The sequence below is a fragment of the Nocardioides sp. genome (genome assembly GCF_047607185.1).
Lineage (GTDB): Bacteria > Actinomycetota > Actinomycetes > Propionibacteriales > Nocardioidaceae > Nocardioides.
In genome coordinates, this window is record NZ_JASGDQ010000081.1 from 1 (window position 1) to 22,666 (window position 22,666).

Sequence of the window (22,666 nt, forward strand, 5' to 3'; positions counted from 1 at the left end):
GCCCGAGTCGCACAGCGCGTCCTCGCACTCACCGCCGCCATCTGGCACAACGACAGCGTCGACGCACCCGTCCTACGGTCCCTGACCGCCTACGACCACTGAGAACCCCTTGGAATTTGTCATCTAGGATCGGCCGCGGACACGATCGGGAGGTGGATGGCGTCATGGCCGGACCGGCTTCGACGACCGCGGCCGTCGGCCCCCGGCTGCGTCGGCTGCGGAGCGCTTCGGGGCGCTCCCTCGGCTCGGTCGCGCAGGCGGTCGGCATCTCCTCCTCCGCGCTGTCCCAGATCGAGACCGGGGTGATGCAGCCGTCGGTGAACCGGCTCATCGAGATCGTCACCGTCATCGGCGTGCCGATCTCGGCGATCTTCGACGACGACGCGGAGCTGGCGCCGGTGCCGATCGACGGTGCCGCCGTCGAGGAGCCGCTGGCCGGTGTCAACGTGGCCGCTCCCGGCGTGGTCCCCTCGACGGTGCTGGGCCAGGGGGTGACCTACCGGCGGCTGACGCCGGTGACGCTGCGGGGCGTCGACCTCTTCGAGTCGACCTATCCGCCGCTGACGTCGTCGAGCATCGACGGCGCCATGTTGGTCCATCAGGGCTTCGAGGCGGGCAGCGTGGTGCGGGGCGCGCTGTGCTTCGAGTTCTCCGACGGCCGGGTGGAGCTGACCGCGGGCGGCTCGCTGTCGTTCTGGGCCTCGCGGCCGCACCGGGTGGTCAACGAGTCGGCCGACGTGGAGGCGGTAGCGATCTGGCTCACCCTCGACAACGGCCAGGCCGACCACGCCCATGCGCTGAAGGCATGACCTGAAACAGCCGGGCAACGTTAAGCCATGGCTGAAACCTGATCGCAACCAGGAGCGCGTCCATCCGAAACGCCTCGTCGCCACACTCCATCAAACGGCTCGGGACCAAACGGCTCGAACGGGACCATGGCGAAGGGATGCACGATGGCGGGTTTGGCACAGACACTGACCTCGGGGAGAAGCGGCGGGCGGCCGGTGGACGACATCCCGCCGTTCGCGCAACTCTTCCCGCTCGGTCTGCAGCACGTGCTCGCCATGTACGCCGGGGCAGTAGCGGTCCCGCTGATCGTCGGCGGAGCGATGGTCGGCGCTGGGGAGTTGCAGCCCGACGACATCACCCACCTGATCATGGCGGACCTGCTCGTCGCCGGGGTCGCGACGCTGCTGCAGTCGGTGGGCTTCTGGCGCTTCGGCGTGCGGCTGCCGCTGATGCAGGGCGTTACCTTCGCGGCGGTGGCGCCGATGATCACCATCGGCAACAGCCACGGCATCACCGCGATCTACGGCTCGGTGATCGCCAGTGGCGTCTTCATGATCGTGGCGGCGCCCTTTTTCGGGAGGCTGGTCAGGTTCTTCCCGCCGATCGTCACCGGCACCATCATCCTCATCATCGGGGTGTCACTGATGCGGGTCGCGGCGGGCTGGTTCGGCGGGGGCACCGCCACCGGGGCCGACTTCGGGGAGCCGAAGTCGATCGGGATGGCCTTCCTGACGCTGGCCATCATTCTCGGGATCGAGCGGTTCGCGCCCGATGCGCTGCGTCGGGTCTCGATCCTGCTCGGCCTCGTCATCGGCACCATCATCTCCATCCCGCTGGGCATGCCGAGCTGGGACGGCGTGGGCGAGGCGAGCTGGCTGGGAATCGTGACGCCCTTCCAGTTCGGTGCGCCGACCTTCGAGCTCAGCTCGATCGTGGCGCTGATCATCGTCGCCATCGTGATCATGACCGAGACGACCGGCGACATGGTGGCGGTGGGCGAGATCGTGGGGGAGAAGATCACCCCGCAGCGACTGGCCGACGGCCTGCGCGCCGACGGCGCCGGGACCATTCTGGGCGGCATCTTCAACACCTTCCCTTACACCGCCTTCGCGCAGAACGTGGGCCTGGTCGCCATTACCGGGGTCCGGTCACGGTTCGTCGCCTCGATGGCCGGCGTGCTGCTGCTGGTGCTCGGCCTGCTGCCCAAGCTCGCCTCGATCGTCGAGGGGGTGCCGCAGCCGGTGCTGGGCGGCGCTGGTGTCGCCTTGTTCGGCATGGTGGCGGCGAGCGGCGTACGGACGCTGTCGCGGGTGAAGTTCGACAACACCAACATCCTCATCGTGGCGATCTCGGTCGGAGTGGCGATGCTGACCGAGGCCAAGCTCTCCTACACCGACCGGACGGGCGACTCGCCGGTGGACGTGTCCCTGGACCTCTACCACCAGTTCCCCGACTGGTTCCAGACGATCTTCCACTCCGGGATCTCCGCCGGCGCGCTGACGGCGATCCTGCTGAACCTGCTGCTGAGCAGGGGCACCGGGAGCCCGTTCGAGAAGGAGGAGCACGGTGGTGGCCACGACGCGCCGCGCAGCGGCTACGTCGACCCCACGGACGCGCTCGAGGCAGCCGAAGCCGACGAGCGAGCCGCCGACTCGGCTCGCTCTCCCGGCGCTAGCGCACCGTGAGGATGTGGGCGACCTCGTAGGTCGGGTCGAGCCGAACGTAGGCATCGCGACCCCACACCCAGTCCTGGTCGGTCAGCTCGTCGTGCACCACGAAGCTGTCGTGCACGCCGAGCGCCGCCAGGTCGAGGTGGACCACCGTCTCCTGGGCCGTATGCGGGTCGAGGTTGATCACCACGATGACGGCGTCACGTCCCTCGCCCTTGCTGAAGCACAGCACGTGGTCGTTGTCGGTGCCGTGGACGACCAGGTTGCGCAGCAGCTGTAGCGCCGGCCGGGCGCGGCGGATCTCGTTGAGCCGGGTGAGATAGGGCGCCAGGCTGCGGCCCTCCCGCTCGGCGGACGACCAGTCCCGGGGCCGCAGCTGGTACTTCTCGGAGTCGAGGTACTCCTCGCTGCCGGGCCGCACCGCGACGTGCTCGTACAGCTCGTAGCCGGCATAGACCCCCCACGAGGGGGAGCCGGTCGCGGCGAGCACGGCCCGGATCCGGAACGCCGCCGGGCCGCCGTACTGCAGGAAGGCGGGCAGGATGTCGGGGGTGTTGACGAAGAAGTTGGGCCGCATCAGATGGTCCGACTCGGTCGCCACCTCGTGGAGGTAGTCCTCGATCTCCCACTTCTCGTTGCGCCAGGTGAAGTAGGTGTAGGACTGGTGGAAGCCGACCGCGCCGAGGGTGTGCATCATCGCCGGCCGGGTGAAGGCCTCGGACAGGAAGATCACGTCGGGATCGGTGCGACGCACCTCGCTCAGCAGCCACTCCCAGAACGACACCGGCTTGGTGTGCGGGTTGTCGACCCGGAAGATCCGCACGCCGTGTTCCATCCAGTGGCGCACCACCCGCAGCACCTCGGCGCGGATGCCCTCGGGGTCGTTGTCGAAGTTGAGCGGGTAGATGTCCTGGTACTTCTTCGGCGGGTTCTCCGCGTAGGCGATGGTGCCGTCGGCGCGGGTCGTGAACCACTCCTGGTGCTTCGCCACCCAGGGATGGTCGGGGGCGCACTGTAAGGCCAGGTCGAGGGCCACCTCCAGGCCGAGCTCGCCGGCGCGGGCGACGAAGGCGTCGAAGTCATCGAGCGTGCCCAGGTCGGGGTGGATCGCGTCGTGGCCGCCGTCCTTGGAGCCGATGGCCCAGGGGCTGCCGGCCCAATCGGCGGGAGCCGGCCCCGGGCCGTCGAGCACGGTGTTGTTGGGGCCCTTGCGGTTGACCTCGCCGATCGGGTGGATCGGCGGCAGGTAGACCACGTCGAAGCCCATCGCGGCAACCGCGTCGAGGCGCCCGATGGCCGTCCTGAGCGTGCCGCTGGCCAGCCGGCCGTCCTGGTCGGCGTGGGCGCCCTCGGAGCGGGGGAAGAGCTCATACCAGCTGCCGTAGAGCGCGCGCTGCCGATCGGCGTACGCCGGGTAGGGGCCGGCCGTGGTGACCAGCTCGCGCAGCGGGCGGCGGTGCAGGACCGCCACCAGCGCCTCGTCGGTGAGCGCCGCGAGCCTGGCCTCCGGTGGCCGGGCGGTGTCCTTGGCCGCCTTGATCGCCGCCTGGACCAGGCGCCTGTCCTCGGGAGCGAGCCGCCCGTCTTGCTTGTCGCGGAGCACCCGCTCGAGCAGCAGCCGGCCCTCGGCGAACATCAGCTCGACGTCGACGCCCGCCTCGATCTTGACCGGGCCGTCGTGCAGCCAGGTGCCCAGCGGGTCCGACCAGGCTCGCACCTCGAAGGCCCAGGCGCCCTCCGTGTCGGGGGTCAGCCATGCCTGGTAGCGGTCGGTGCCCGGGACGGCCTCGACCATCCGGACCGGCGCGCGCCTGGCCCCGTCGGGGGCGACCAGCACCACCTCGGCACCGAGTCTGTCGTGACCCTCCCGGAACACCGTGGCGCGCACCGGGAACGGCTCGCCCACGGTGGCCTTGGCGGGCCGCTGCCCGAGCTCCACGACGGGGTGGACGTCGATGATGGGGATTCGGCCGACCATGTCTCCAACCTAGTGGCTCCGCCCGACATTGGAACGATCCAAGGTGCTTCCGCTAGGTTGCTGGTCATGCGCGCGATCCGTCGATTCACCGTTCGCCCGGTCCTGCCCGAGCCGCTCGTCGGCCTGGGCGCGCTCGCCGGCAACCTGCGTTGGTCCTGGCACCCGCCGACCCAGGACGTCTTCGCCGAGGTCGACCCCGAGCTGTGGGAGTCGACCGGCCGCGACCCGGTCCGGCTGCTCGGGGCGGTGGGCCGGGCCCGGCTGGACGAGCTGGCCGGCGACGCCGGCTTCGTGGTCCGGCTCGAGGCGGCCCACGCCGACCTGACGGCGTACCTCTCCGAGGACCTCTGGTACCAGCGAACCGTCGCCGGCCAGGGCGGCCCGAGCGCGATCGGCTACTTCTCGCCCGAGTTCGGCATCACCGCAGTGCTGCCGCAGTACTCCGGCGGGCTCGGCATCCTGGCCGGCGACCACCTCAAGGCCGCCAGCGACCTCGGCGTGCCGGTGATCGGCGTCGGGCTGCTCTACAAGCACGGCTACTTCAAGCAGTCGCTCTCCCGTGAGGGCTGGCAGCAGGAGACCTACCCGGTGCTCGACCCCGACGGCCTGCCGATCGCGGCGCTGCGCGAGGCCGACGGCACCCCGGCGACCGTCTCGATCGCGATGCCGGGCGGGCCGGCGCTGATCGCCCGGATCTGGGTCGCCTCCGTCGGCCGGGTGCCGCTGTTGATGCTCGACACCGACGTCGAGGGCAACCCGCCGGCCTACGTCGACGTGACCGACCGGCTCTACGGCGGCAACTCCGAGCACCGGCTGCGCCAGGAGCTGCTGCTCGGCGTCGGCGGCGTTCGGGCGCTGCGGGTCTACTCCCGGCTCACCGGCGCGCCCGCACCGGAGGTGTTCCATACCAACGAGGGCCACGCCGGCTTCCTCGGCCTGGAGCGGATCCGTGAGCTCACCGTGGCCGAGGGCGGGCCGCGACTCGACCTCGACACCGCCGTGGAGGTCTCCCGAGCGGGCACCGTGTTCACCACCCACACCCCGGTCCCGGCGGGCATCGACCGGTTCCCGCGCACCGTGATCGAGCAGTACTTCGAGGACGCCGCCGGCGCCACGCCCGGCGTCCCGGTCGACCGGATCCTCGCCCTCGGCGCGGAGGACTACGAGGGCGGCGACCCCTCGGTGTTCAACATGGCGGTGATGGGCTTCCGGCTGGCGCAGCGAGCCAACGGCGTCTCGCAGCTGCACGGCCACGTGTCCCGGGAGATGTTCAACGGGCTGTGGCCGGCCTTCGACGAGGCCGAGGTGCCGATCACCTCGATCACCAACGGCGTGCACGCCCCCACCTGGGTGGCGCGCGAGGTCTTCGAGCTGGCCGAGTCCGAGGGCGCCAGCCAGGCCGACGTCGACTCGTTCTGGCCGGTGGCCGACCGGGTGGCCGGCTCCCGGATCTGGTCCGTCAAGCGGGAGCTGCGCGCCCGGCTGGTCGAGGACGCCCGGCGCCGGCTGCGGGCGTCCTGGCTGAAGCGGGGCGTGGCGGCGGCCGAGCTGGGCTGGATCGAGGAGGCGCTCTCGCCGGACGTGCTCACCATCGGGTTCGCGCGGCGGGTGCCGTCGTACAAGCGGCTGACGCTGATGCTGCGCGACCCCGAGCGGCTCAAGCGGCTGCTGCTGGACCCGGAGCGGCCGATCCAGCTGGTCATCGCCGGCAAGTCGCACCCGGCCGACGACGGCGGCAAGCGGCTCATCCAGGAGATGGTGCGGTTCGCCGACGACCCCGAGGTGCGGCACCGGATCGTCTTCCTGCCCAACTACGACATCGCGATGGCGCAGCCGCTCTACCCCGGCTGCGACGTCTGGCTCAACAACCCGCTGCGTCCCTACGAGGCGTGCGGCACCTCGGGCATGAAGGCGGCGCTCAACGGCGGCCTCAACCTCTCCATCCTCGACGGCTGGTGGGACGAGTGGTACGACGGCGAGAACGGCTGGGCGATCCCCTCCGCCGACGGCCCCGGCTACGAGGCCGACCCCGGCCACCGCGACGACGTCGAGGCGCAGGCGCTCTACGACCTGATCGAGCACGAGATCGCGCCCCGGTTCTACGACGTCGACCACGACGGCGTGCCCGGCCGCTGGGTGGAGATGATGCGCCACACCTGGAAGTCGCTCGGCCCCAAGGTGCTGGCGACCCGGATGGTGCGCGACTACGTCCAGCAGCTCTACTCGCCGGCCGCCACCGCCGCCCGGTCGCTCAACAGCGACTACGCCGGCGCCGTCGAGCTGGCGGCGTGGAAGCGGTCGGTGCTGGCGGCCTGGCCGGCGGTGCGGGTCGACCACGTCGAGTCCTCCGGTGTCGGCGACGCCCCCGAGGTCGGCGACGTGCTGTCGGTGCGCGCTTTCGTCTCGCTCGGCACGCTCGCGCCGGGCGACGTGCGGGTGGAGCTGCTGCACGGCGCCATCGACTCGGCCGACTCGCTCGAGGAGGTGGCGGCCACCGTGCTGGCGCCCGCCGAGGGCTACGACGGCGGCCGTCACTGCTTCGCCGGCTCGGTCACCCTCGACCACTCCGGCCCGTTCGGCTACACCGTCCGCGTCGTACCCCGCAACGACCACCTGGCCTCCGTCGCCGAGCTGGGCGTGGTAGCCCTTGCCTGAGCACCCTCTCGAGGGGCAGTTAGGGACCTTTCGGGGGGCCATCAGGGACCTCTCGAGGGGCAGTTAGGGACCTCTCGGCGATCAGGCGGCGAGCTCGCGGATCAGCACCACCGTGCGAGCGCCGACCGTGATCTCCTCGCCGGCCTTGACCTCGGTGCCGACGGCGATCGCGGCGTCGGTGGAGAGGACCACCTCGCCGGTCTGCACCCAGTCGTTCTCGGGGAGCGTCACCGACAGCGGGGTGGCGTCGGCGTTGAACCACAGCAGGAACGACGTGTCGAGGACCTGCTCCCCGTGCGGGCCCGGGGAGCGCAGCGGCCCGCCGGACATGAACATCCCGACGGCGCGCACCGAGTGGTCGGCCCAGTCGGCGTCGGTCATCTCGCGGCCGCTCGGGTGCAGCCAGGCCAGGTCCTTGGGCCCGCCCACGATGGTGGGGGAGCCCTCGAACCAGTGCCGCTGCCGTAGCGCGGAGTGCTCGCGGCGCAGCCGCAGCGCCGCCTTGGTGATCTCGTAGACGTCGAGCCATGCCCCGGCTCCGCCGGAATCGGGATCAGGGTCGGCGCGCCAGTCGATCCAGCTGATCTCGTTGTCCTGGCAGTAGGCGTTGTTGTTGCCGCGCTGGGTCCGGCCGCGCTCGTCGCCGGCGGTGATCATCGGGACGCCATTGGACAGGCACAGCGTCACCATCAGATTGGCGGCCTGCCGTCGCCGCAGCGCCACGATCTCGGGGTCGTCGGTCTCGCCCTCGACACCGTGGTTCCAGGAGCGGTTGTTGTCGGTGCCGTCGCGGTTGTCCTCGCCGTTGGCCTCGTTGTGCTTGCCGTCGTAGGAGACCAGGTCGCGCACGGTGAAGCCGTCGTGGGCGGTGATGAAGTTGACCGAGTTGTACGCCGACCGGCCGTCGTCGGCGTAGAGGTCGCTGGATCCCGCCACCCGGGTCGCGACGGTCCGCACCCCGTCGGACTGACCGCGCCAGAAGTCGCGGATGGTGTCGCGGTACTGGTCGTTCCACTCCACCCACGGCGGCGGCATCTTGCCGACCAGATAGCCGTCCATGGACACGTCCCACGGCTCGGCGATCAGCTTGACGTGCCGCAGCACCGGGTCCTGGCCGATCGCGATGAGCAGCGCACAGTGGAAGTCGACCTCGGTGCCGGTGCGGCACAGTGCCGGCATCAGGTCGAACCGGAAGCCGTCGACGTGCATCTCGGTGACCCAGTAGCGCAGCGAGTCGAGGATCAGCCGCAGCGCCAGGTCGTCCCAGGTGTTGACGGTGTTGCCGCAGCCGGTGACGTCCCAGTAGGTGTCGTCGAAGTCGCCGTCCGCGGCCGGCACCCGCTTGTAGAAGCCCTGGTCGTCCAGGCCGCGGAAGGAGATCGTCGGCCCGGTCGGCCCGGCCTCGGCGGTGTGGTTGTAGACCACGTCGAGGATCACCTCCAGGCCGCCCTGGTGGAACGCCTTGACCATCTGCTTGAACTCCGCGACCTGCTGGCCGCGATCCCCCGAGGAGGAGTACGACGCGTCGGGGGCGAAGAACGAGACCGTGTTGTAGCCCCAGTAGTTGGTCAGGCCGCGCTCCAGCAGCGCCGGCTCGGAGAAGAACTGGTAGACCGGCAGCAGCTCGACGGCGCTGACCCCCAGGTCGTGCAGGTAGTCGATGACCGCCGGGGTCGCCAGCCCGGCGTACGTGCCCCGGAGCGGCTCGGGGACCCGGTCGTGAAGCTTGGTGAATCCCTTGACGTGGAGCTCGTAGATGACCGTGTCGCGCCAGCGGGTCTTCATCGGCACGTCGCCCTCCCAGTCGAAGGAGGGATCGATGACGACGGACCGGGCGGTGACCGGGGCGGAGTCCTCGAGATCGGGCCGGGTCGGGTCGCTCCAGTCATAGCCGAACAGCGCCGGCTCGTTGGCGATGGTGCCCGAGGTGGCCAGCCCGTAGGGGTCGAGCAGCAGCTTGTTGACGTTGAACCGCAGACCCTTCGCCGGGTCCCAGGGCCCGTCCGCGCGGTAGCCGTACCGGGTGCCGGGGGCGACGTCGGGCAGGGCGCCGTGCCAGATGCCCAGCGAGACCTCGGTCAGCTGGTAGCGGGCCTCGGCGCCGTCCTCGTCGAAGACGCACAGCCACATCTCGGTCGCATTGGGCGCGTAGACGGCGAAGTTGGTCGACTCGGGCGTCCAGGTGGCGCCCAGCGGCCAGTTGCGGCCCGGCCAGATCCGCGATGTCTGCCCGAGTTGTGTCCACGGGGTCGGCGTCAGGCTCATCCGCGGGCTCGGTCCGCTCCGCGCGCGGATGAGGCACGCAGACGCTGTCTTGGATGATTCGCTCGCTGGCGCTCGCTCATGCGCGACATTGTGACGCAGACGGGTTTGGCTCGTTGGGACTAGGGTCGGGGAGTCCGACAGGTTAGGTAGTGAGGGGTAGCACAGTGGAGTTCGTCCGCCTCGAGGTAGAGGACGGGGTCGGCACCATCCGACTGGACCGGCCCAAGATGAACGCGATCAGCTTCCAGGTGCAAGACGAGTTGCGCGCCGTCGCTCAGGAGGCGGCCGCCCGCGACGACGTCAAGGCGGTGGTCGTCTACGGCGGCGAGCGGCTCTTCGCCGCCGGCAACGACGTCAAGGAGATGGCTGAGCTGTCCTACGCCGAGATGGCCGCCAGGGGGGACGCGGTGCAGAGCGCCGTCACGGCCGTTGCGAGGATCCCGAAGCCGGTGGTCGCGGCGGTGACCGGCTATGCGCTCGGCGGTGGTTGCGAGCTGGCGCTCGCGGCGGACTACCGCATCGCCGCCGACGACGCCACGCTGGGCCAGCCGGAGATCCTGCTCGGCATCATTCCGGGCGCCGGCGGCACCCAGCGGCTGGCGCGACTGATCGGGCCGAGCAAGGCCAAGGACCTCATCTTCACCGGCCGGTTCGTCAAGGCCGAGGAGGCACTGGCGCTCGGCTTGGTGGACCGGCTCGTCCCCGCCGGGGAGGTCTACCCCGCCGCGGTGGCCTGGGCCCGGCAGTTCACCGGCGCCGCGTCGGTGGCGCTGCGGGCCGCGAAGGAGGCCGTCGACAGCGGCCTGGAGACCGACCTGGCGACCGGGCTGGACATCGAGCGGGTGCAGTTCGCGGCGCTCTTCGCCACCGCCGACCGCACGACCGGGATGCAGTCCTTCGTCGACAACGGCCCCGGCAAGGCCGTCTTCGAGGGCAGGTGAGCCTTGGCCGTGACCTCCGAGACCCCTGAGACTCCTGAGATCTCCCAGGCCGACGCGTCGAGCGGCCCCCGGCAGGACGCGTTCCGTGCCGCGGCGCCGGAGCGGACGGGGCCCACCACCCTCACCCGGGTCCGGCGGCTGGTCGCCCAGCTGATCTGGATCGTGTGCTCGATCGCGGCCCTGCTGCTCGCGCTCGGCGCGCTCTTCATCGCCTTCAAGGCCAATGCCGACAACGCCCTGGTGAAATGGGTCATGGACGCGGCCGACTGGCTCGACCTCGGCGTCTTCGACAAGGACGAGGGCATCAAGCAGTGGACCTCGGAGAATGCCGCGACCAAGAACGCGCTCTTCAACTGGGGTCTCGGTGCGCTGGCCTGGCTGGTCGCCGGTCGGCTGCTCGACCGGCTGATCCGCCCGAAGAGTGTGTGACATTCTCAACGCGGGGTTGCCATGACCGGCGCCCGGGTGCTGTGACATGCTCGACACCGGTGCCTGCCGGCACTATGTGACCCGGCGGTAATATGACCGACACATTCCTTCAGTCCACAGGAGGGGCCCTCGCGGCCGCACCACCATGAACATTGTTGTCCTCGTGAAGTATGTCCCGGACGCGACCGCGGATCGTCGGTTCGAGCCGGATCACACCGTTGACCGGGTCGACGTCGACGGCCTGCTGTCGGAGCTCGACGAGTACGCCGTGGAGCAGGCGCTGCAGATCAGGGAGAAGCGTGAGGGGGAGGAGATCGAGGTCACCGCGCTGACCGTCGGTCCCGCTCCCGCCGAGGCCGCCGTGCGCAAGGCGCTGCAGATGGGCGCCGACAAGGCGGTCCATGTGGTCGACGACGCGATCGCCGGCTCGGATGCCATCGCGACCTCGCTGGTGCTCGCCAAGGCGATCGAGAAGCTGGGTGCCGTCGACCTGGTCGTGACGGGCCTGGCCTCGACCGACGCCGGTCTCTCGGTGATCCCGGCGATGCTGGCCGAGCGGCTGGGTCTGCCGCAGGTGACCCTGGCCTCGGTGGTGGAGACCCAGGGCAACCAGGTCCGGATCAAGCGCGACACCGACGCGGCGACCGAGGTCATCGGCGGCACCATGCCGCTGGTGCTGTCGGTCACCGACCAGTCCGGTGAGGCCCGCTACCCGTCGTTCAAGGGCATCATGGCGGCGAAGAAGAAGCCGCTGGAGACCTGGGGCCTGGGCGACCTGGGCGTCGACGCGGGCTCGGTGGGCCTGGAAGCGGCGTACACGGCCGTGGAGGACGTGACCGCCCGCCCGCCGCGTACCGCCGGTGAGATCGTCAAGGACGAGGACGGCTCGGGCGCCAAGGCGCTGGCCGGCTTCCTCGCTGCCAAGAAGTTCATCTGAGGAGTCTGAGCCAATGTCTGAAGTTCTCGTCCTGGTCGACTACCAGGGTGGCGCGGTCAAGAAGCCGACGCTGGAGCTGCTCACCATCGCCAAGCGGCTCGGCACCCCGGCCGCGGTGTTCATCGGCCCGGCCGGCGAGGCCGCCGGCGTTGCGGAGACGGTGAAGAAGTACGGCGCCGAGAAGGTCTACGCGATCGACGACGCCCAGATCAAGGGCTACCTGGTGGCTCCCAAGGCCGAGGCGCTGGCCCAGCTCGCCCAGCAGGCCAGCCCGGCGGCGATCCTGCTGCCCTCGAGCGCGGAGACCAAGGAGATCGCCGGCCGGCTGGCGATCAAGCTCGACTCCGGTCTGATCCTCGACGCGGTCGACGTCGACGCCGACGGTGCCGCCACGCAGTCGGTGTTCGCGGGCAACTTCACGGTGGCCGGCAAGGTCACCAAGGGGACCCCGATCATCACGGTCAAGCCCAACTCGGCTGCTCCCGAGGAGTCGGCCGGTGCCGGCGAGGTCGTCCCCACGGCCGTCACCATCTCCGACGCGGCGAAGACCGCGCAGATCGTGGCGACCCAGCCGCGGCAGGCCACCGGCCGGCCGGAGCTGACCGAGGCGGCGATCATCGTCTCGGGTGGTCGTGGCACGGGTGGCGACTTCACCCCGGTCGAGGATCTGGCCGACGTGCTCGGTGCCGCGGTGGGCGCCTCGCGTGCCGCCGTCGACTCCGGCTGGAAGCCGCACTCCTTCCAGGTGGGTCAGACCGGCAAGACCGTCTCCCCGCAGCTCTACATCGCCAACGGCATCTCCGGCGCCATCCAGCACCGGGCCGGTATGCAGACCTCGAAGACGATCGTGGCGGTCAACAAGGACGAGGAGGCGCCGATCTTCGAGCTCGTCGACTTCGGCGTCGTGGGCGACCTCCACACCGTGCTCCCGGCGCTGACCGCCGAGATCAAGCAGCGCAAGGGCTGAGTGACGCAGTCGAGAGGTGCCCCCGGGTCTCAGGATGTGTCCGGGGGCACTTTTTCGCGTCGTGCCCGCAACCAATCGGCGCCGCGCCACGTCTTTACTTTGACGACGAGGCTCATCCGTGTGACGGTTGGGGCGCACAAGGCAGTCTCGGCCATGAGGATCGGGACCGTTTGCCCGGGGGCGGGCAAGGAAATTGGGGGGTAGGACCTTGCGGCGCTGGACGATGGTTGCGGTCACCGCACTGACACTGACGCTTCTCTCAGGAGTGGCACTGCAGGTCATCGGCGTCGCGGGCGACGAGCCGGTGCTCAAGGCCGCCGCGGCGACGGACCCGTGTGAGCCCACCTATGTCACCTCGGAGTACCCGACGACCTATCCCACGACGGTGCTCAGCACCTCGGCGGCTCCCGGTGGGTCCACCGTCACCACGACCGTCAACGCCACGGTGACGGCGATGGCCACCGCGACGACGACCGTCGCGCCGACGGCCTGCCCGATCGTGCCCTGGCTCGACGGTTGGCGGCCGAAGCTCGGCCCGGTCTTCAACGACCCGCTGGGCGGCTACAAGGCGCAGACCCGGATCATCCACCGGGTCATCAAGGCGATCAACCACGCCAAGAAGAAGTCGACGATCAAGATCGCGTCGTACTCCCTGGATCGCGGTGACGTCCTCTATGCGCTGCGCAAGGCCTATGACCGCGGCGTCCACGTCCAGGTCGTGGTCAACAAGGCGGTGATCTCGGGCGGCACCCGCTCGCTGCAGGCCAAGATCGGCGCCAACCCGAACAAGAAGAGCTTCGTGGTCGCCTGCGCCGGCAAGTGCCGCAAGGCCGGTGATGGCGGCAATATGCACGCCAAGGTCTACGCCTTCTCCCGCTCCGGTGGCGCGCAGTACCTCATGATGATGCAGTCGGGCAACCTCACCTCCAAGGCCGTCTACCGCCAGTGGAACGACTCCTACGCCGTGGCCAACGACAAGGGCCTGTGGGACAAGTGGTCGCTGATGTTCAAGCAGATGGCCCACCAGAAGAAGACCACCAAGACCCGGCTCTCCTACACCGTCTACACCCATCAGTACACCTGGTGGTTCGAGCGTTCGCTGCACGCGCTGAGCAACCAGGCCATCACCACCACCAGCGAGCTCACCTCGGCCAGGTACAAGACCGGTCTCGACCCGGTCGTCACCCGGCTGAAGCAGATCGGCTGCCAGGCAGAGGACGGCTACGGCAAGAACGGCCACACCGTGGTCCGGATCGCCGCCTACGCGATGTTCGAGGTGCGCGGCAACGCGCTGGCCAAGATCATCGCCGCCAAGAAGAAGGCGGGCTGCGACATCGCCGTCATCATGAGCGTGCCGGGCAGCGGCACCTACAAGATGATGACCGCGGCCGGCGTGCCGGTGCGCAGTGGTGACTGGATGTACGCGGTGCGCAACCCGTTGACCGAGGACGGCCTCTACGGCTGGGGTCCGTTGTTCTACACCCACCAGAAGTTCATGACCCTGGACGGCACCTGGAAGGGCAAGAGCACCAAGACCGTCTGGACCGGCTCGGAGAACTGGAGCGCGATCTCCTTCGCCAACGAGGAGGTCGTGATCACCATCCACGACGACCTCGACACCTACCAGAAGTACTTCAAGCACTGGAACAACCTGTGGAGCACCAACGCCACGCACCCGATCGGCTACAAGCCGTGCTTCGGCCCGAAGTCGGCGCCCTCGGTCTGGTCGAGCTCGGTGAAGGGCGCCAACTGCAAGCCGCCGGCGGACCTGTCCTACGAGTGATCTGACATGACCGAGTCGCAGGCCACCGCAGCCGTGCGCGAGGTCGCGCTGCGCGCCCGCGCGGCGAGCTACGACCTCGCACTGACCTCCCGCGCGGTCAAGGACGCCGCCTTGGAGGCCATGGCGGCGGCGCTGTCGTCGTCGACCGACGCCGTCCTCACGGCCAACGCCGAGGACGTCGCCCGGGCGGTGGAGGCCGGTACGCCGGCGGGCATCGTGGACCGGCTCCGGCTCGACCCCTCGCGGATCGCGGGCATGGCCCAGGGCTTGCGTGACGTGGCGGCTCTGCCCGACCCGGTCGGCGAGGTGGTGCGCGGCTCCACCCTGCCCAACGGGCTCGAGCTGCGCCAGGTCAGGGTGCCCTTCGGCGTCGTCGGGATCATCTACGAGGCCCGCCCCAACGTCACCGCCGACGCGGCCGGGCTGTGCCTGAAGTCCGGCAACGCCGTGCTGCTGCGCGGCTCGTCGTCGGCACGCACCTCCAACGCCGCGATCGTGTCGATGCTGCGCGACGCGCTGGCCTCGGCCGGGCTGCCCGAGGACTGCGTGCAGCTGGTGCCGGGGGACACCCACGACTCGGTGGCGGCGCTGATGCGCGCCCGTGGCCTGGTCGACCTGCTCATCCCGCGCGGTGGCGCCTCGCTGATCCAGTCGGTCGTCGAGGGGTCGATCGTGCCCGTCATCGAGACCGGCGTCGGCAACGTCCACGTGTACGTCGACGCGGCCGCCGACCTCGACAAGGCGCTCGCGATCGTCGTCAACGCCAAGACCTCCCGCCCCTCGGTCTGCAACAGCGCCGAGTCTCTGCTGGTCCACGAGGCGGTAGCGGCGGAGTTCGTGCCCCGCGTCGTCAAGGCGCTGCAGGCCGAGGGCGTCGCGATCCACGGCGACGACGCCTTCGCCGGGATCGACGGCGTGGTGCCGGCCACCGAGGAGGACTTCGGGACCGAATACCTCTCGCTCGAGCTCGCCGCCGCCGTCGTACCCTCGCTGGAGGCGGCCGTCGAGCACATCCGGCGCTGGTCGAGCGGGCACACCGAGGCCATCGTGACCGAGGACCTCGCCGCCGCCCGGCGTTTCACGGCCGCCGTCGACGCCGCCGCCGTAATGGTCAACGCCTCGACCCGATTCACCGACGGCGGCGAGTTCGGCTTCGGCGCCGAGATCGGCATCTCCACCCAGAAGCTCCACGCCCGCGGCCCGATGGGGCTCCCCGAGCTCACCTCCACCAAGTACGTCGTAACGGGCGATGGCCACATCAGATAGCGCTGCTTGTAAGGTGTCCCCATGCTGAACACGCTGGTCCTGACCGCGGCCGAGGCCGCCGAGCACCACGAGAAGGTCAACCACTGGATCATCGGCGCCGTCGCCCTAGGCATCCTCTTCGGGCTGATGGGGATGCTGCTCGCCTTCGCCGGTGGCCGCGAGCACTCCTGACCGACTTCTCGCTCGCATGACGGACCAGCCGCGCCGCCGGGTTGGCGTGATGGGCGGGACGTTCGACCCCATCCACCACGGCCACCTGGTCGCGGCCTCAGAGGTACAGGGCGTCTTCGGCCTCGACGAGGTCATCTTCGTGCCCACAGGCGACCCCTGGCAGAAGTCCGACCGCGAGGTCTCGCCGGCCGAGCACCGCTACCTGATGGCGGTCATCGCGACCGCCGCCAACCCGCGCTTCACCGTCAGCCGGGTCGACATCGACCGCAGCGGGCCGACGTACACCATCGACACGCTGCGTGACCTGCACACCTCCTTGCCCGAGGACGACCTGTTCTTCATCACCGGCGCCGACGCGCTGGCCGAGATCTTCACCTGGCGAGACGCAGACCAGCTCTTCGACCTCGCCCAGTTCGTGGGCTGTACTCGACCCGGGTACACGATGGACGACGGTGTCCTCGCCCGGATCCCCACCGACCGGGTGACCATGCTCGAGATCCCGGCTCTGGCGATCTCCTCCACCGACTGCCGCGAGCGGCACCGGCGGGGCGAGCCGGTCTGGTACCTCGTGCCGGACGGCGTCGTGCAGTACATCGGCAAACACGATCTCTACCCCGCGAAAGAGCCCTTCTGAGAATGAGTGCAGCATGACGGCCACCGAACACGCCATCGCGCTCGTCGAGACCGCCGCCCGGGCGGCCTCCGACAAGCTGGCTCAGCAGATCATCGCCTTCGACGTCAGCGACCAGCTGGCGATCACCGACGCCTTCCTGCTCTGCTCGGCCTCCAACGACCGTCAGGTGCGCGCCATCGTGGACGAGATCGAGCAGAGGCTGCGCGACCTCGGCGAGAAGCCGATCCGCCGCGAGGGGGAGCGCGACGGCCGCTGGGTGCTGATCGACTACGGCGACCTGGTGGTGCACGTGCAGCACGAGGAGGAGCGGCAGTTCTACGCGCTGGAGCGGCTCTGGCGCGACTGCCCGGTCATCGCGCTGCCCGCCGACGTCACCCCACACCAGCGATGAGGCGGCTGCTGCTGGTCCGGCACGGTCAGACCGACTGGAACCGGCAGGGCCGGGTGCAGGGACACCTCGACGCGCCTCTCAACGACACCGGCCGCGCCCAGGCGGCGGCGGTCGCCGTCGCCCTGGCCGGCTTCGCGCCCACGCTGGTGTGGTCCTCCGACCTCTCCCGCGCCGCGGAGACCGCCTCCCACATCGCCGGCGCCGCCGGGGTCGAGGTGACCCTCGACCAGCGGCTGCGGGAACGCTCCTGGGGCGAGGCCGAGGGGTTGACGGGGGAGGAGTTCCAAGCCCGGCACCCGGGCTACTCCGCCACCGACCGGCCCGCGGAGCTCGACGTCCTCCCCGGGATGGAGCCGATCGCCGTCGTACGCGCCCGGATGGTGGCCGCCCTCACCGACTTCCTCGAGCTCGTCCCGGCCGGCGGCTGCGGCGTCGCCGTCAGCCACGGCGGCGCCTGCAAGGCCGGCGTTCTCGGCCTGATGGGCTGGCCCGATGCCGGAGACGCCGTCCTCGCCGGCCTGGACAACTGCGGCTGGGCCGAGCTCCACCGCGAGGCCGGCCGCCCCCTCCGGCTGATCTCCTACAACCGCACCGCCCCGATTTCATGATGCTCGCGGGGGTCCTGTAATGTTCTCCGCGTTGCCCGGGCTGATCATCCGGGACAACCCCAATGGGGCTGTGGCGCAGCTGGTAGCGCATCTGCATGGCATGCAGAGGGTCAGGGGTTCGAGTCCCCTCAGCTCCACCCTGGTCGCCTTAGTAGAACCGGCGACATGCGAAACATCCGTTGGCGCGAGAGTGGCGAACGGTTCGGCGAGTACCGCGTCGGGCTGTTCGTCCTCCTCGCCGATGTAGATGCGCTCGAAGAACGCCTGGTTGGCGAGGCGCTTGCCGTTGTCGTCGGACTGCTGGTACGTCTGAGAGCAGCGGGTGAGCAGGCGCATCGCGGTGGCGATGTGCTTGCGGTGCCCGGTGTGTTCCTCGTGCTCGCTGTCGAGTTTGCGGTCGATCTCGGCAAGGCCGGTGCGGATGCGGTCTTGGTGGCGTTTGAGGGTCTCGAGGTCGATGGCGTCGGCGAAGTGCGCGGCGAGGAGCTTGTCGGACTCGTCGTGGAGGCGTTTGCGGTTCGCGGTGAGCTCGGCGAGTTCTTGGGACTGGGACGCGAGGCGCTCATCGAACGCCGCGTCGACTTGGGCGGCGAGGTCGTTGTAGGTCTCCTCGCTGATCCCGATCCGCTGGTAGCAGGCGGTGACGAGGTCTTCGGCGACGCCGACGGGAACAGCCTTGCGGTTGCAGTTGGTGGTCTTGCGGGCTCGACCTGTGCAGACGTAGTACGCGTACTGCACGCCGGTGTGGCTCTTGGCGAACGCGAACTGGAGCCGGGAGTGGCAGGCGGCGCAGTACAGGGTGCCTTTGAGGTAGTGCTCGTGCCTGCGGTAGCGGACCTCGGCGCTGGCGCGTGAGGACAGCAGCCGTTGCACCTGTTCCCAGGTTTCGGTGCTGATGAGGGGTTCGTGGCTGCCGGGATGGATGGCACCGTTGTAGCGGATCTGCCCGATGTAGTAGGGGTTGCGGAGCAGTTTGAAGAACCCGGACAGGCTCACCGGTTTCGCTGGCTTTCGAGGGGACGGGACGGTGGTGAGCCCGCGGGCGGTGATGTCGGTCAGCACCCGTTCGACGGATGTGTCGCCGGTGGCGTAGGTCTCGAAGGCCCAGCGGATCAGGTGTGCCCGTTCGGGGTCGATGTCGACGGTGCGGTACTCGCGTCCCTCCGGGGTGTGTGCCCGGATGTTGAGGTAGCCCAGTGGTGCTTTGCTGGGGGTTCCGCCGGTCGCGATCTTCTGAGTGAGACCTTTGGTGACCTCCGCGGCGAGGTTGCGGGAGTGGTATTCGGCGATCGTGGCCATCACCCCGTGTACGAGCGCACCGGAGGGAGTCTCGTCGATGCTCTCGCTGCAGGAGACGAGGATGACGCCGGCCTGGGTGAGGGCGTGCTGGATCGTCACGTCCACGAACCGGTCGCGGCGGCCCCAACGGCTTGTCCTGGGTGTAGGCACGCAGCACACCGGAGATGGTGTCCAACGCGCGGGCATCGTTGCGTTCCTTCGGGAACGCGGCCGACACCCGGCCTGGGGACGTCAGCTCGGAGGGCGCGACCACGAGGACGTACTCGCGGTCGTTGTAGTCGAACGCCCGGTACACGCCTTCGGCCAGGTGCTGCACGGCGTCGACCGCGTCGCCGTCGAACACCATCCGGCCGCTGTGCGGTTGGTCGGGGTCGGCCGGCAAGTCCACCCTGCTGCACATCATGGGCACTCTGGATCAGCCGACCAGCGGCGTGGTGCGCATCGACGGAGTCGACGCAGCACAGCTCGATGATCGCGAGGTCTCCAGCCTCCGCGCCCACAAGATCGGGTTCGTCTTCCAGCAGTTCTTCCTCGCCGAGCACGCCACCGTCCGCGAGAACGTCGCCGACGGGCTGCTCTACGCCGGGGTTCCCGCAACCGAACGATTCCAGCTCGCAGACCGGGCGCTCGAGCGGGTCGGCCTCGCGGACCGTGCAGGCTTCACTCCCGGCAACCTGTCCGGTGGCCAGCGACAGCGCGTGGCGATTGCTCGCGCCATCGTCGGACAGCCGGCAGTAGTCCTTGCCGACGAGCCCACTGGAAGCCTCGACAGCACCACCGGCGCGTCGATCATGGGGCTCCTCGGCGAGCTGAATGCCCTCGGAACGACCATCGTCATGATCACCCACGACACGGCCCTGGCCGACCAACTGCCACGCCGAGTGCGCCTGCTCGACGGCCAGATTGTCTCCGACAGCGACCACCAGGAGCACGAATGAGCGCCAGGACTGGACGACTCCGGTTCACGGACGCGCTCAGGGTGGCCAGCGTCGGATTGCGCGCCCGGCGCATGCGCGCCGCCCTCTCGGCATTGGGGATCGCCATCGGCACCGCCGCCATCGTCGGCGTCCTCGGGCTCTCGGCCTCATCGCAAGCCGGCCTGCTGGCCGAGATCGACCGACTCGGAACCAACATGCTCACCGTCGAGGCCGGACAGAGTCTCGCCGGCGGCCCCGCGGTGCTTCCGAACGCAGCCCCCGCGATGATCGGCCACCTCGCAGGCGTCGAGCAGGCCACTGACACCTCTGTGGTGACGACAGCGGGCGTCTACCGCAACGCGATGATCCCGGCGGCGAACACCGGAGGCCTCCAGGTCCAAGCAGCCAGCGTGAACCTCCTGGCCGTGCTCGGCACCGATGTCGGGCAAGGCGAATGGCTCGACGAGGCCACAGCGAAACTGCCCGTCGTCGTCTTAGGAGCCGCCGCTGCCCAGCGCCTCGGCATCGACCGAGTCGACCTGGGAGCACGGGTCTGGCTCGGCGGGATGTGGTTCGACGTCGTCGGCATCCTTGAGCAATCCTCGTTGGCGCCGGAGGTCGACAACAGCGCGATCGTCGGATACTCGGCTGCGCAGACATACCTGGGTCACGTCAGTGTCAACCGCGGAGTGCGGGAGACCGGCTCGCCCACCTCGATCTACGTGCGCACCACAACCGGTCACGAGGTCGAAGTCCAGGAACTCCTCGCAAGAACCGCCAATCCCGAGGCACCCGTTGAAGTCAACGTCAGCAAGCCGTCGGATGCCCTCACCGCGCGCGCCGCCGCCGCGCGCGCATTCGACAGCCTGTTCCTCGGCCTCGGAGCCGTCGCTTTGATCGTCGGTGCAGTCGGTGTCGCCAACATCATGATCATCGCCGTCCTCGAACGCCGCTCCGAGATCGGCCTTCGCCGCGCCCTCGGCGCCACGAAGGCGCAGATCCGGACACAGTTCCTCACCGAGTCGATCCTGTTGGTGATCATCGGCGGCGTCGTCGGCGTGCTGACCGGAGTCGCGGCGACGGCCGTCTACGCCGCCTCGAGAGGCTGGACCATCGTCATCCCCGCGCAGGCGTGGGTCGGGGGTATCGGGTGCGCGATCCTCATCGGCGCGCTCGCAGGCATCGTGCCGGCCATCAGGGCCTCGCGGATGCCGCCCACCGTGGCACTCCGAACCGTGTGAGCCGCGAGGTTCTTACCTTCGTCAGTGGCGACAGCGCGCTAGGCGCAGAGAGCATTGAGGAGTGATCTCTTTCGACGCGGTGACGAAGCGCTACGGCTCGAAGACGGCCCTGGACGCACTGTCCGTGCAGGTGCGCAGCGGCCACGTGACAGGACTACTCGGCCCGAACGGTGCCGGCAAATCGACCGCGATGCGGCTGCTGCTGGGATTGGACCGTCCGACACACGGCAGCGTGACGATCGACGGGACACCCTACGCGCGGCTGCGTCATCCGCTGCACACGGTCGGCGCCCACCTGGACGCGCGGTCCTATCACCCGAGACGCAGCGCGCAGGCGCACCTTCTCGGATTGGCCCGATACGCCGGGATCCCCGCACGGCGTGTCAGCGACGTCGTCGACCTCGTCGGGCTGGGATCTGTCGCGCGGCGGCGGGCCGGGAACTTCTCCCTCGGGATGGGCCAGCGACTGGGCATTGCCGCAGCGCTGCTGGGCAATCCCGAAGTGCTCGTCCTCGATGAGCCGATGAACGGGCTCGACGTCGACGGTGTCCGTTGGATCAGGTCGCTGGTGAAGTCGTTCGCCTCCGAGGGGCGAACCGTGCTGGTTTCCAGCCACCTCATGGCGGAGATGCACCAGACCGTCGATCGCGTGATCGTCCTCGGCAAGGGTCGTCTCCTCGCCGACTGCAGCACCGACGAGCTGGTCACCTCGGCCGCGGATGTCATCCTCCTGCGCACACCGGACGCGGGCGCCGTCCCCGCGCTCGTGCAGGCCCTCGAGCGATCGGGAATGTCGGTCGAGCAGACCGCGCAGGGAGAGTTCGCCATCACGGGCGGAACCGCGAAGGCCATCGGTGACGCAGCGTTCGACCAGGGGGTGCGTGTGCACTCTCTGTCCGCCACCCCCGCGACGTTGGAAGACGGCTACCTGCGCCTGGTGGAGGACGAGTTCGAGTTCCAGATGCCGGGAGAATTGGCAGGGGGTGACCCGCGATGATCGGTGCGTTGCGCGCGGAGTGGGGGAAGACGTTCTCCCTCCTCTCACCCATCCTGTGCCTGGCCGCCACCCTGATCACCGTGGTGGTCACCGCGCTCTCGCTCGGCAACGACTTCGTGCGCGGGCTCGACATCGGCGAGCAACCGGCGGGAGCGACAGCGAACGTGGTCGACGTGCTCGGGCCCGCGGTGCAGTTCGGCATTCTCACGTTCGCCGCGTTCGCGATGGTCACGATCACCGCGGAGTACTCCAGCGGCAGCATCCATTCAACGTTCCAGGCACAGCCTCGACGCGCGCTCGTCCTCGCGGGCAAGAGCGTGATCGGCGTTGCCATCGGCCTGCTGAGCGGCACGATCGTCGGGGCACTGGGGCTGGCCGCCGGGCTGTTCGCGCTCGAGGGACACGCTGCCGCCCTGAGAGAGCCAGGGGCCGTCACGGCGCTGCGCGTGGGCGTGCTGTTCGCCGTCGCAGCCATCCTGGTGATCGCGATCGGCGTTATCGTCCGCAGCGCCGTCGGCACCCTCGCGGCCAGCCTCGTCCTGCTGGTCGGGATGCTGGCACTGCCCCCCTCGGTGAGCGTCTGGACGCCCGCCGGAGGCGCCGCCGCGTTCGTCACCGCCGACCACACCGACTACCCATCGTTCGTCGGCATACTGGTCGTGGCTGCATGGGCGGCCGCGGCATACGTGATCGCGTCCGTGCTGCTGCAGCGCCGGGATGCGTGACCC

Annotated in this window: 19 protein-coding genes, 1 tRNA gene and 1 pseudogene; 18 read left to right on the top strand and 3 right to left on the bottom strand. The window is 69.6% G+C overall.

Annotation, left to right across the window (positions count from 1 at the left end; translation table 11 throughout):
- The first annotated feature begins 164 nt into the window (after nucleotides 1-164).
- On the top strand, nucleotides 165-809 hold the full coding sequence (locus QM595_RS09470) for a helix-turn-helix domain-containing protein (protein WP_415171301.1): 645 nt from the start codon (nucleotides 165-167) through the stop codon (nucleotides 807-809).
- Between the two features lie 153 nt (nucleotides 810-962).
- Nucleotides 963-2,474: a nucleobase:cation symporter-2 family protein gene (locus QM595_RS09475; RefSeq protein WP_415171302.1), complete on the top strand. Its 1,512-nt coding sequence runs from the start codon at nucleotides 963-965 to the stop codon at nucleotides 2,472-2,474.
- Here QM595_RS09475 and QM595_RS09480 read toward each other — a convergent pair.
- A complete protein-coding gene (locus QM595_RS09480) occupies nucleotides 2,461-4,437 on the bottom strand; it encodes a maltotransferase domain-containing protein (RefSeq protein ID WP_415171303.1) in 1,977 nt (658 codons plus the stop codon). The two genes, QM595_RS09475 and QM595_RS09480, sit on opposite strands and share 14 nt — an antisense overlap.
- Before the next feature lie 66 nt (nucleotides 4,438-4,503).
- Between QM595_RS09480 and glgP the strand changes: the two genes are divergently transcribed.
- Nucleotides 4,504-7,092 (top strand): alpha-glucan family phosphorylase, encoded by a 2,589-nt coding sequence (gene glgP / locus QM595_RS09485; RefSeq protein ID WP_415171304.1) that lies wholly within the window; start codon nucleotides 4,504-4,506, stop codon nucleotides 7,090-7,092.
- An 81-nt stretch (nucleotides 7,093-7,173) separates the two neighbouring features.
- Here the strand turns inward: glgP and glgX are convergent, their stop codons facing one another.
- Nucleotides 7,174-9,357 carry a glycogen debranching protein GlgX gene (gene glgX, locus QM595_RS09490; RefSeq protein ID WP_415171305.1) on the bottom strand — a complete coding sequence of 728 codons (2,184 nt, stop codon included), beginning with the start codon at nucleotides 9,355-9,357 and terminating at the stop codon, nucleotides 7,174-7,176.
- 164 nt (nucleotides 9,358-9,521) lie between these two features.
- Between glgX and QM595_RS09495 the strand changes: the two genes are divergently transcribed.
- The 11 genes from QM595_RS09495 (at nucleotide 9,522) to QM595_RS09545 (ending at nucleotide 17,621) form a co-directional block, all read left to right on the top strand.
- Nucleotides 9,522-10,298 carry an enoyl-CoA hydratase/isomerase family protein gene (locus tag QM595_RS09495; RefSeq protein ID WP_415171306.1) on the top strand — a complete coding sequence of 259 codons (777 nt, stop codon included), beginning with the start codon at nucleotides 9,522-9,524 and terminating at the stop codon, nucleotides 10,296-10,298.
- Nucleotides 10,299-10,307: 9 nt separating this feature from the next.
- Entirely contained in the window at nucleotides 10,308-10,727 is a 420-nt protein-coding gene (locus QM595_RS09500; protein WP_415171307.1) for a hypothetical protein, read from the top strand.
- 145 nt (nucleotides 10,728-10,872) lie between these two features.
- Complete coding sequence (locus QM595_RS09505) at nucleotides 10,873-11,664, top strand: electron transfer flavoprotein subunit beta/FixA family protein (RefSeq protein ID WP_415171308.1); 792 nt, start codon at nucleotides 10,873-10,875, stop codon at nucleotides 11,662-11,664.
- Between the two features lie 13 nt (nucleotides 11,665-11,677).
- Nucleotides 11,678-12,631: an electron transfer flavoprotein subunit alpha/FixB family protein gene (locus QM595_RS09510; RefSeq protein WP_415171309.1), complete on the top strand. Its 954-nt coding sequence runs from the start codon at nucleotides 11,678-11,680 to the stop codon at nucleotides 12,629-12,631.
- Between the two features lie 265 nt (nucleotides 12,632-12,896).
- A complete protein-coding gene (locus QM595_RS09515; protein WP_415171310.1) occupies nucleotides 12,897-14,414 on the top strand; it encodes a phospholipase D-like domain-containing protein in 1,518 nt (505 codons plus the stop codon).
- Between the two features lie 6 nt (nucleotides 14,415-14,420).
- The gene (locus QM595_RS09520; RefSeq protein ID WP_415171311.1) at nucleotides 14,421-15,680 is read left to right on the top strand and encodes a glutamate-5-semialdehyde dehydrogenase; all 1,260 of its coding nucleotides are present in this window, start codon (nucleotides 14,421-14,423) and stop codon (nucleotides 15,678-15,680) included.
- Nucleotides 15,681-15,701: 21 nt separating this feature from the next.
- Nucleotides 15,702-15,851: a hypothetical protein gene (locus QM595_RS09525; protein ID WP_415171312.1), complete on the top strand. Its 150-nt coding sequence runs from the start codon at nucleotides 15,702-15,704 to the stop codon at nucleotides 15,849-15,851.
- A gap of 16 nt (nucleotides 15,852-15,867) precedes the next feature.
- Nucleotides 15,868-16,485, top strand: a complete 618-nt coding sequence (nadD, locus tag QM595_RS09530; RefSeq protein ID WP_415171313.1) for a nicotinate-nucleotide adenylyltransferase — start codon at nucleotides 15,868-15,870, stop codon at nucleotides 16,483-16,485.
- 13 nt (nucleotides 16,486-16,498) lie between these two features.
- Nucleotides 16,499-16,876, top strand: a complete 378-nt coding sequence (gene rsfS / locus QM595_RS09535) for a ribosome silencing factor (RefSeq protein ID WP_415171314.1) — start codon at nucleotides 16,499-16,501, stop codon at nucleotides 16,874-16,876.
- Entirely contained in the window at nucleotides 16,873-17,484 is a 612-nt protein-coding gene (locus QM595_RS09540; protein ID WP_415171315.1) for a histidine phosphatase family protein, read from the top strand. The genes rsfS and QM595_RS09540 overlap by 4 nt, the downstream gene beginning before the upstream one ends.
- Before the next feature lie 64 nt (nucleotides 17,485-17,548).
- A tRNA-Ala gene (locus QM595_RS09545) sits at nucleotides 17,549-17,621 on the top strand.
- 562 nt (nucleotides 17,622-18,183) lie between these two features.
- Here the strand turns inward: QM595_RS09545 and QM595_RS09550 are convergent.
- Nucleotides 18,184-18,969 (bottom strand): annotated as a pseudogene (locus QM595_RS09550) (recombinase family protein); the annotation flags it as partial.
- Nucleotides 18,970-19,136: 167 nt separating this feature from the next.
- On the opposite strand from QM595_RS09550, the gene QM595_RS09555 reads away from it, so the two are divergent.
- From QM595_RS09555 to QM595_RS09570, 4 genes are all read left to right on the top strand, one after another.
- Entirely contained in the window at nucleotides 19,137-19,721 is a 585-nt protein-coding gene (locus tag QM595_RS09555) for an ABC transporter ATP-binding protein (protein ID WP_415171327.1), read from the top strand.
- Entirely contained in the window at nucleotides 19,718-20,941 is a 1,224-nt protein-coding gene (locus QM595_RS09560) for an ABC transporter permease (RefSeq protein WP_415171316.1), read from the top strand. The genes QM595_RS09555 and QM595_RS09560 overlap by 4 nt, the downstream gene beginning before the upstream one ends.
- 61 nt (nucleotides 20,942-21,002) lie before the next feature.
- Nucleotides 21,003-21,938, top strand: a complete 936-nt coding sequence (locus QM595_RS09565; RefSeq protein WP_415171317.1) for an ABC transporter ATP-binding protein — start codon at nucleotides 21,003-21,005, stop codon at nucleotides 21,936-21,938.
- Nucleotides 21,935-22,663: a hypothetical protein gene (locus tag QM595_RS09570; RefSeq protein ID WP_415171318.1), complete on the top strand. Its 729-nt coding sequence runs from the start codon at nucleotides 21,935-21,937 to the stop codon at nucleotides 22,661-22,663. The genes QM595_RS09565 and QM595_RS09570 overlap by 4 nt, the downstream gene beginning before the upstream one ends.
- Nucleotides 22,664-22,666 lie beyond the last annotated feature (3 nt).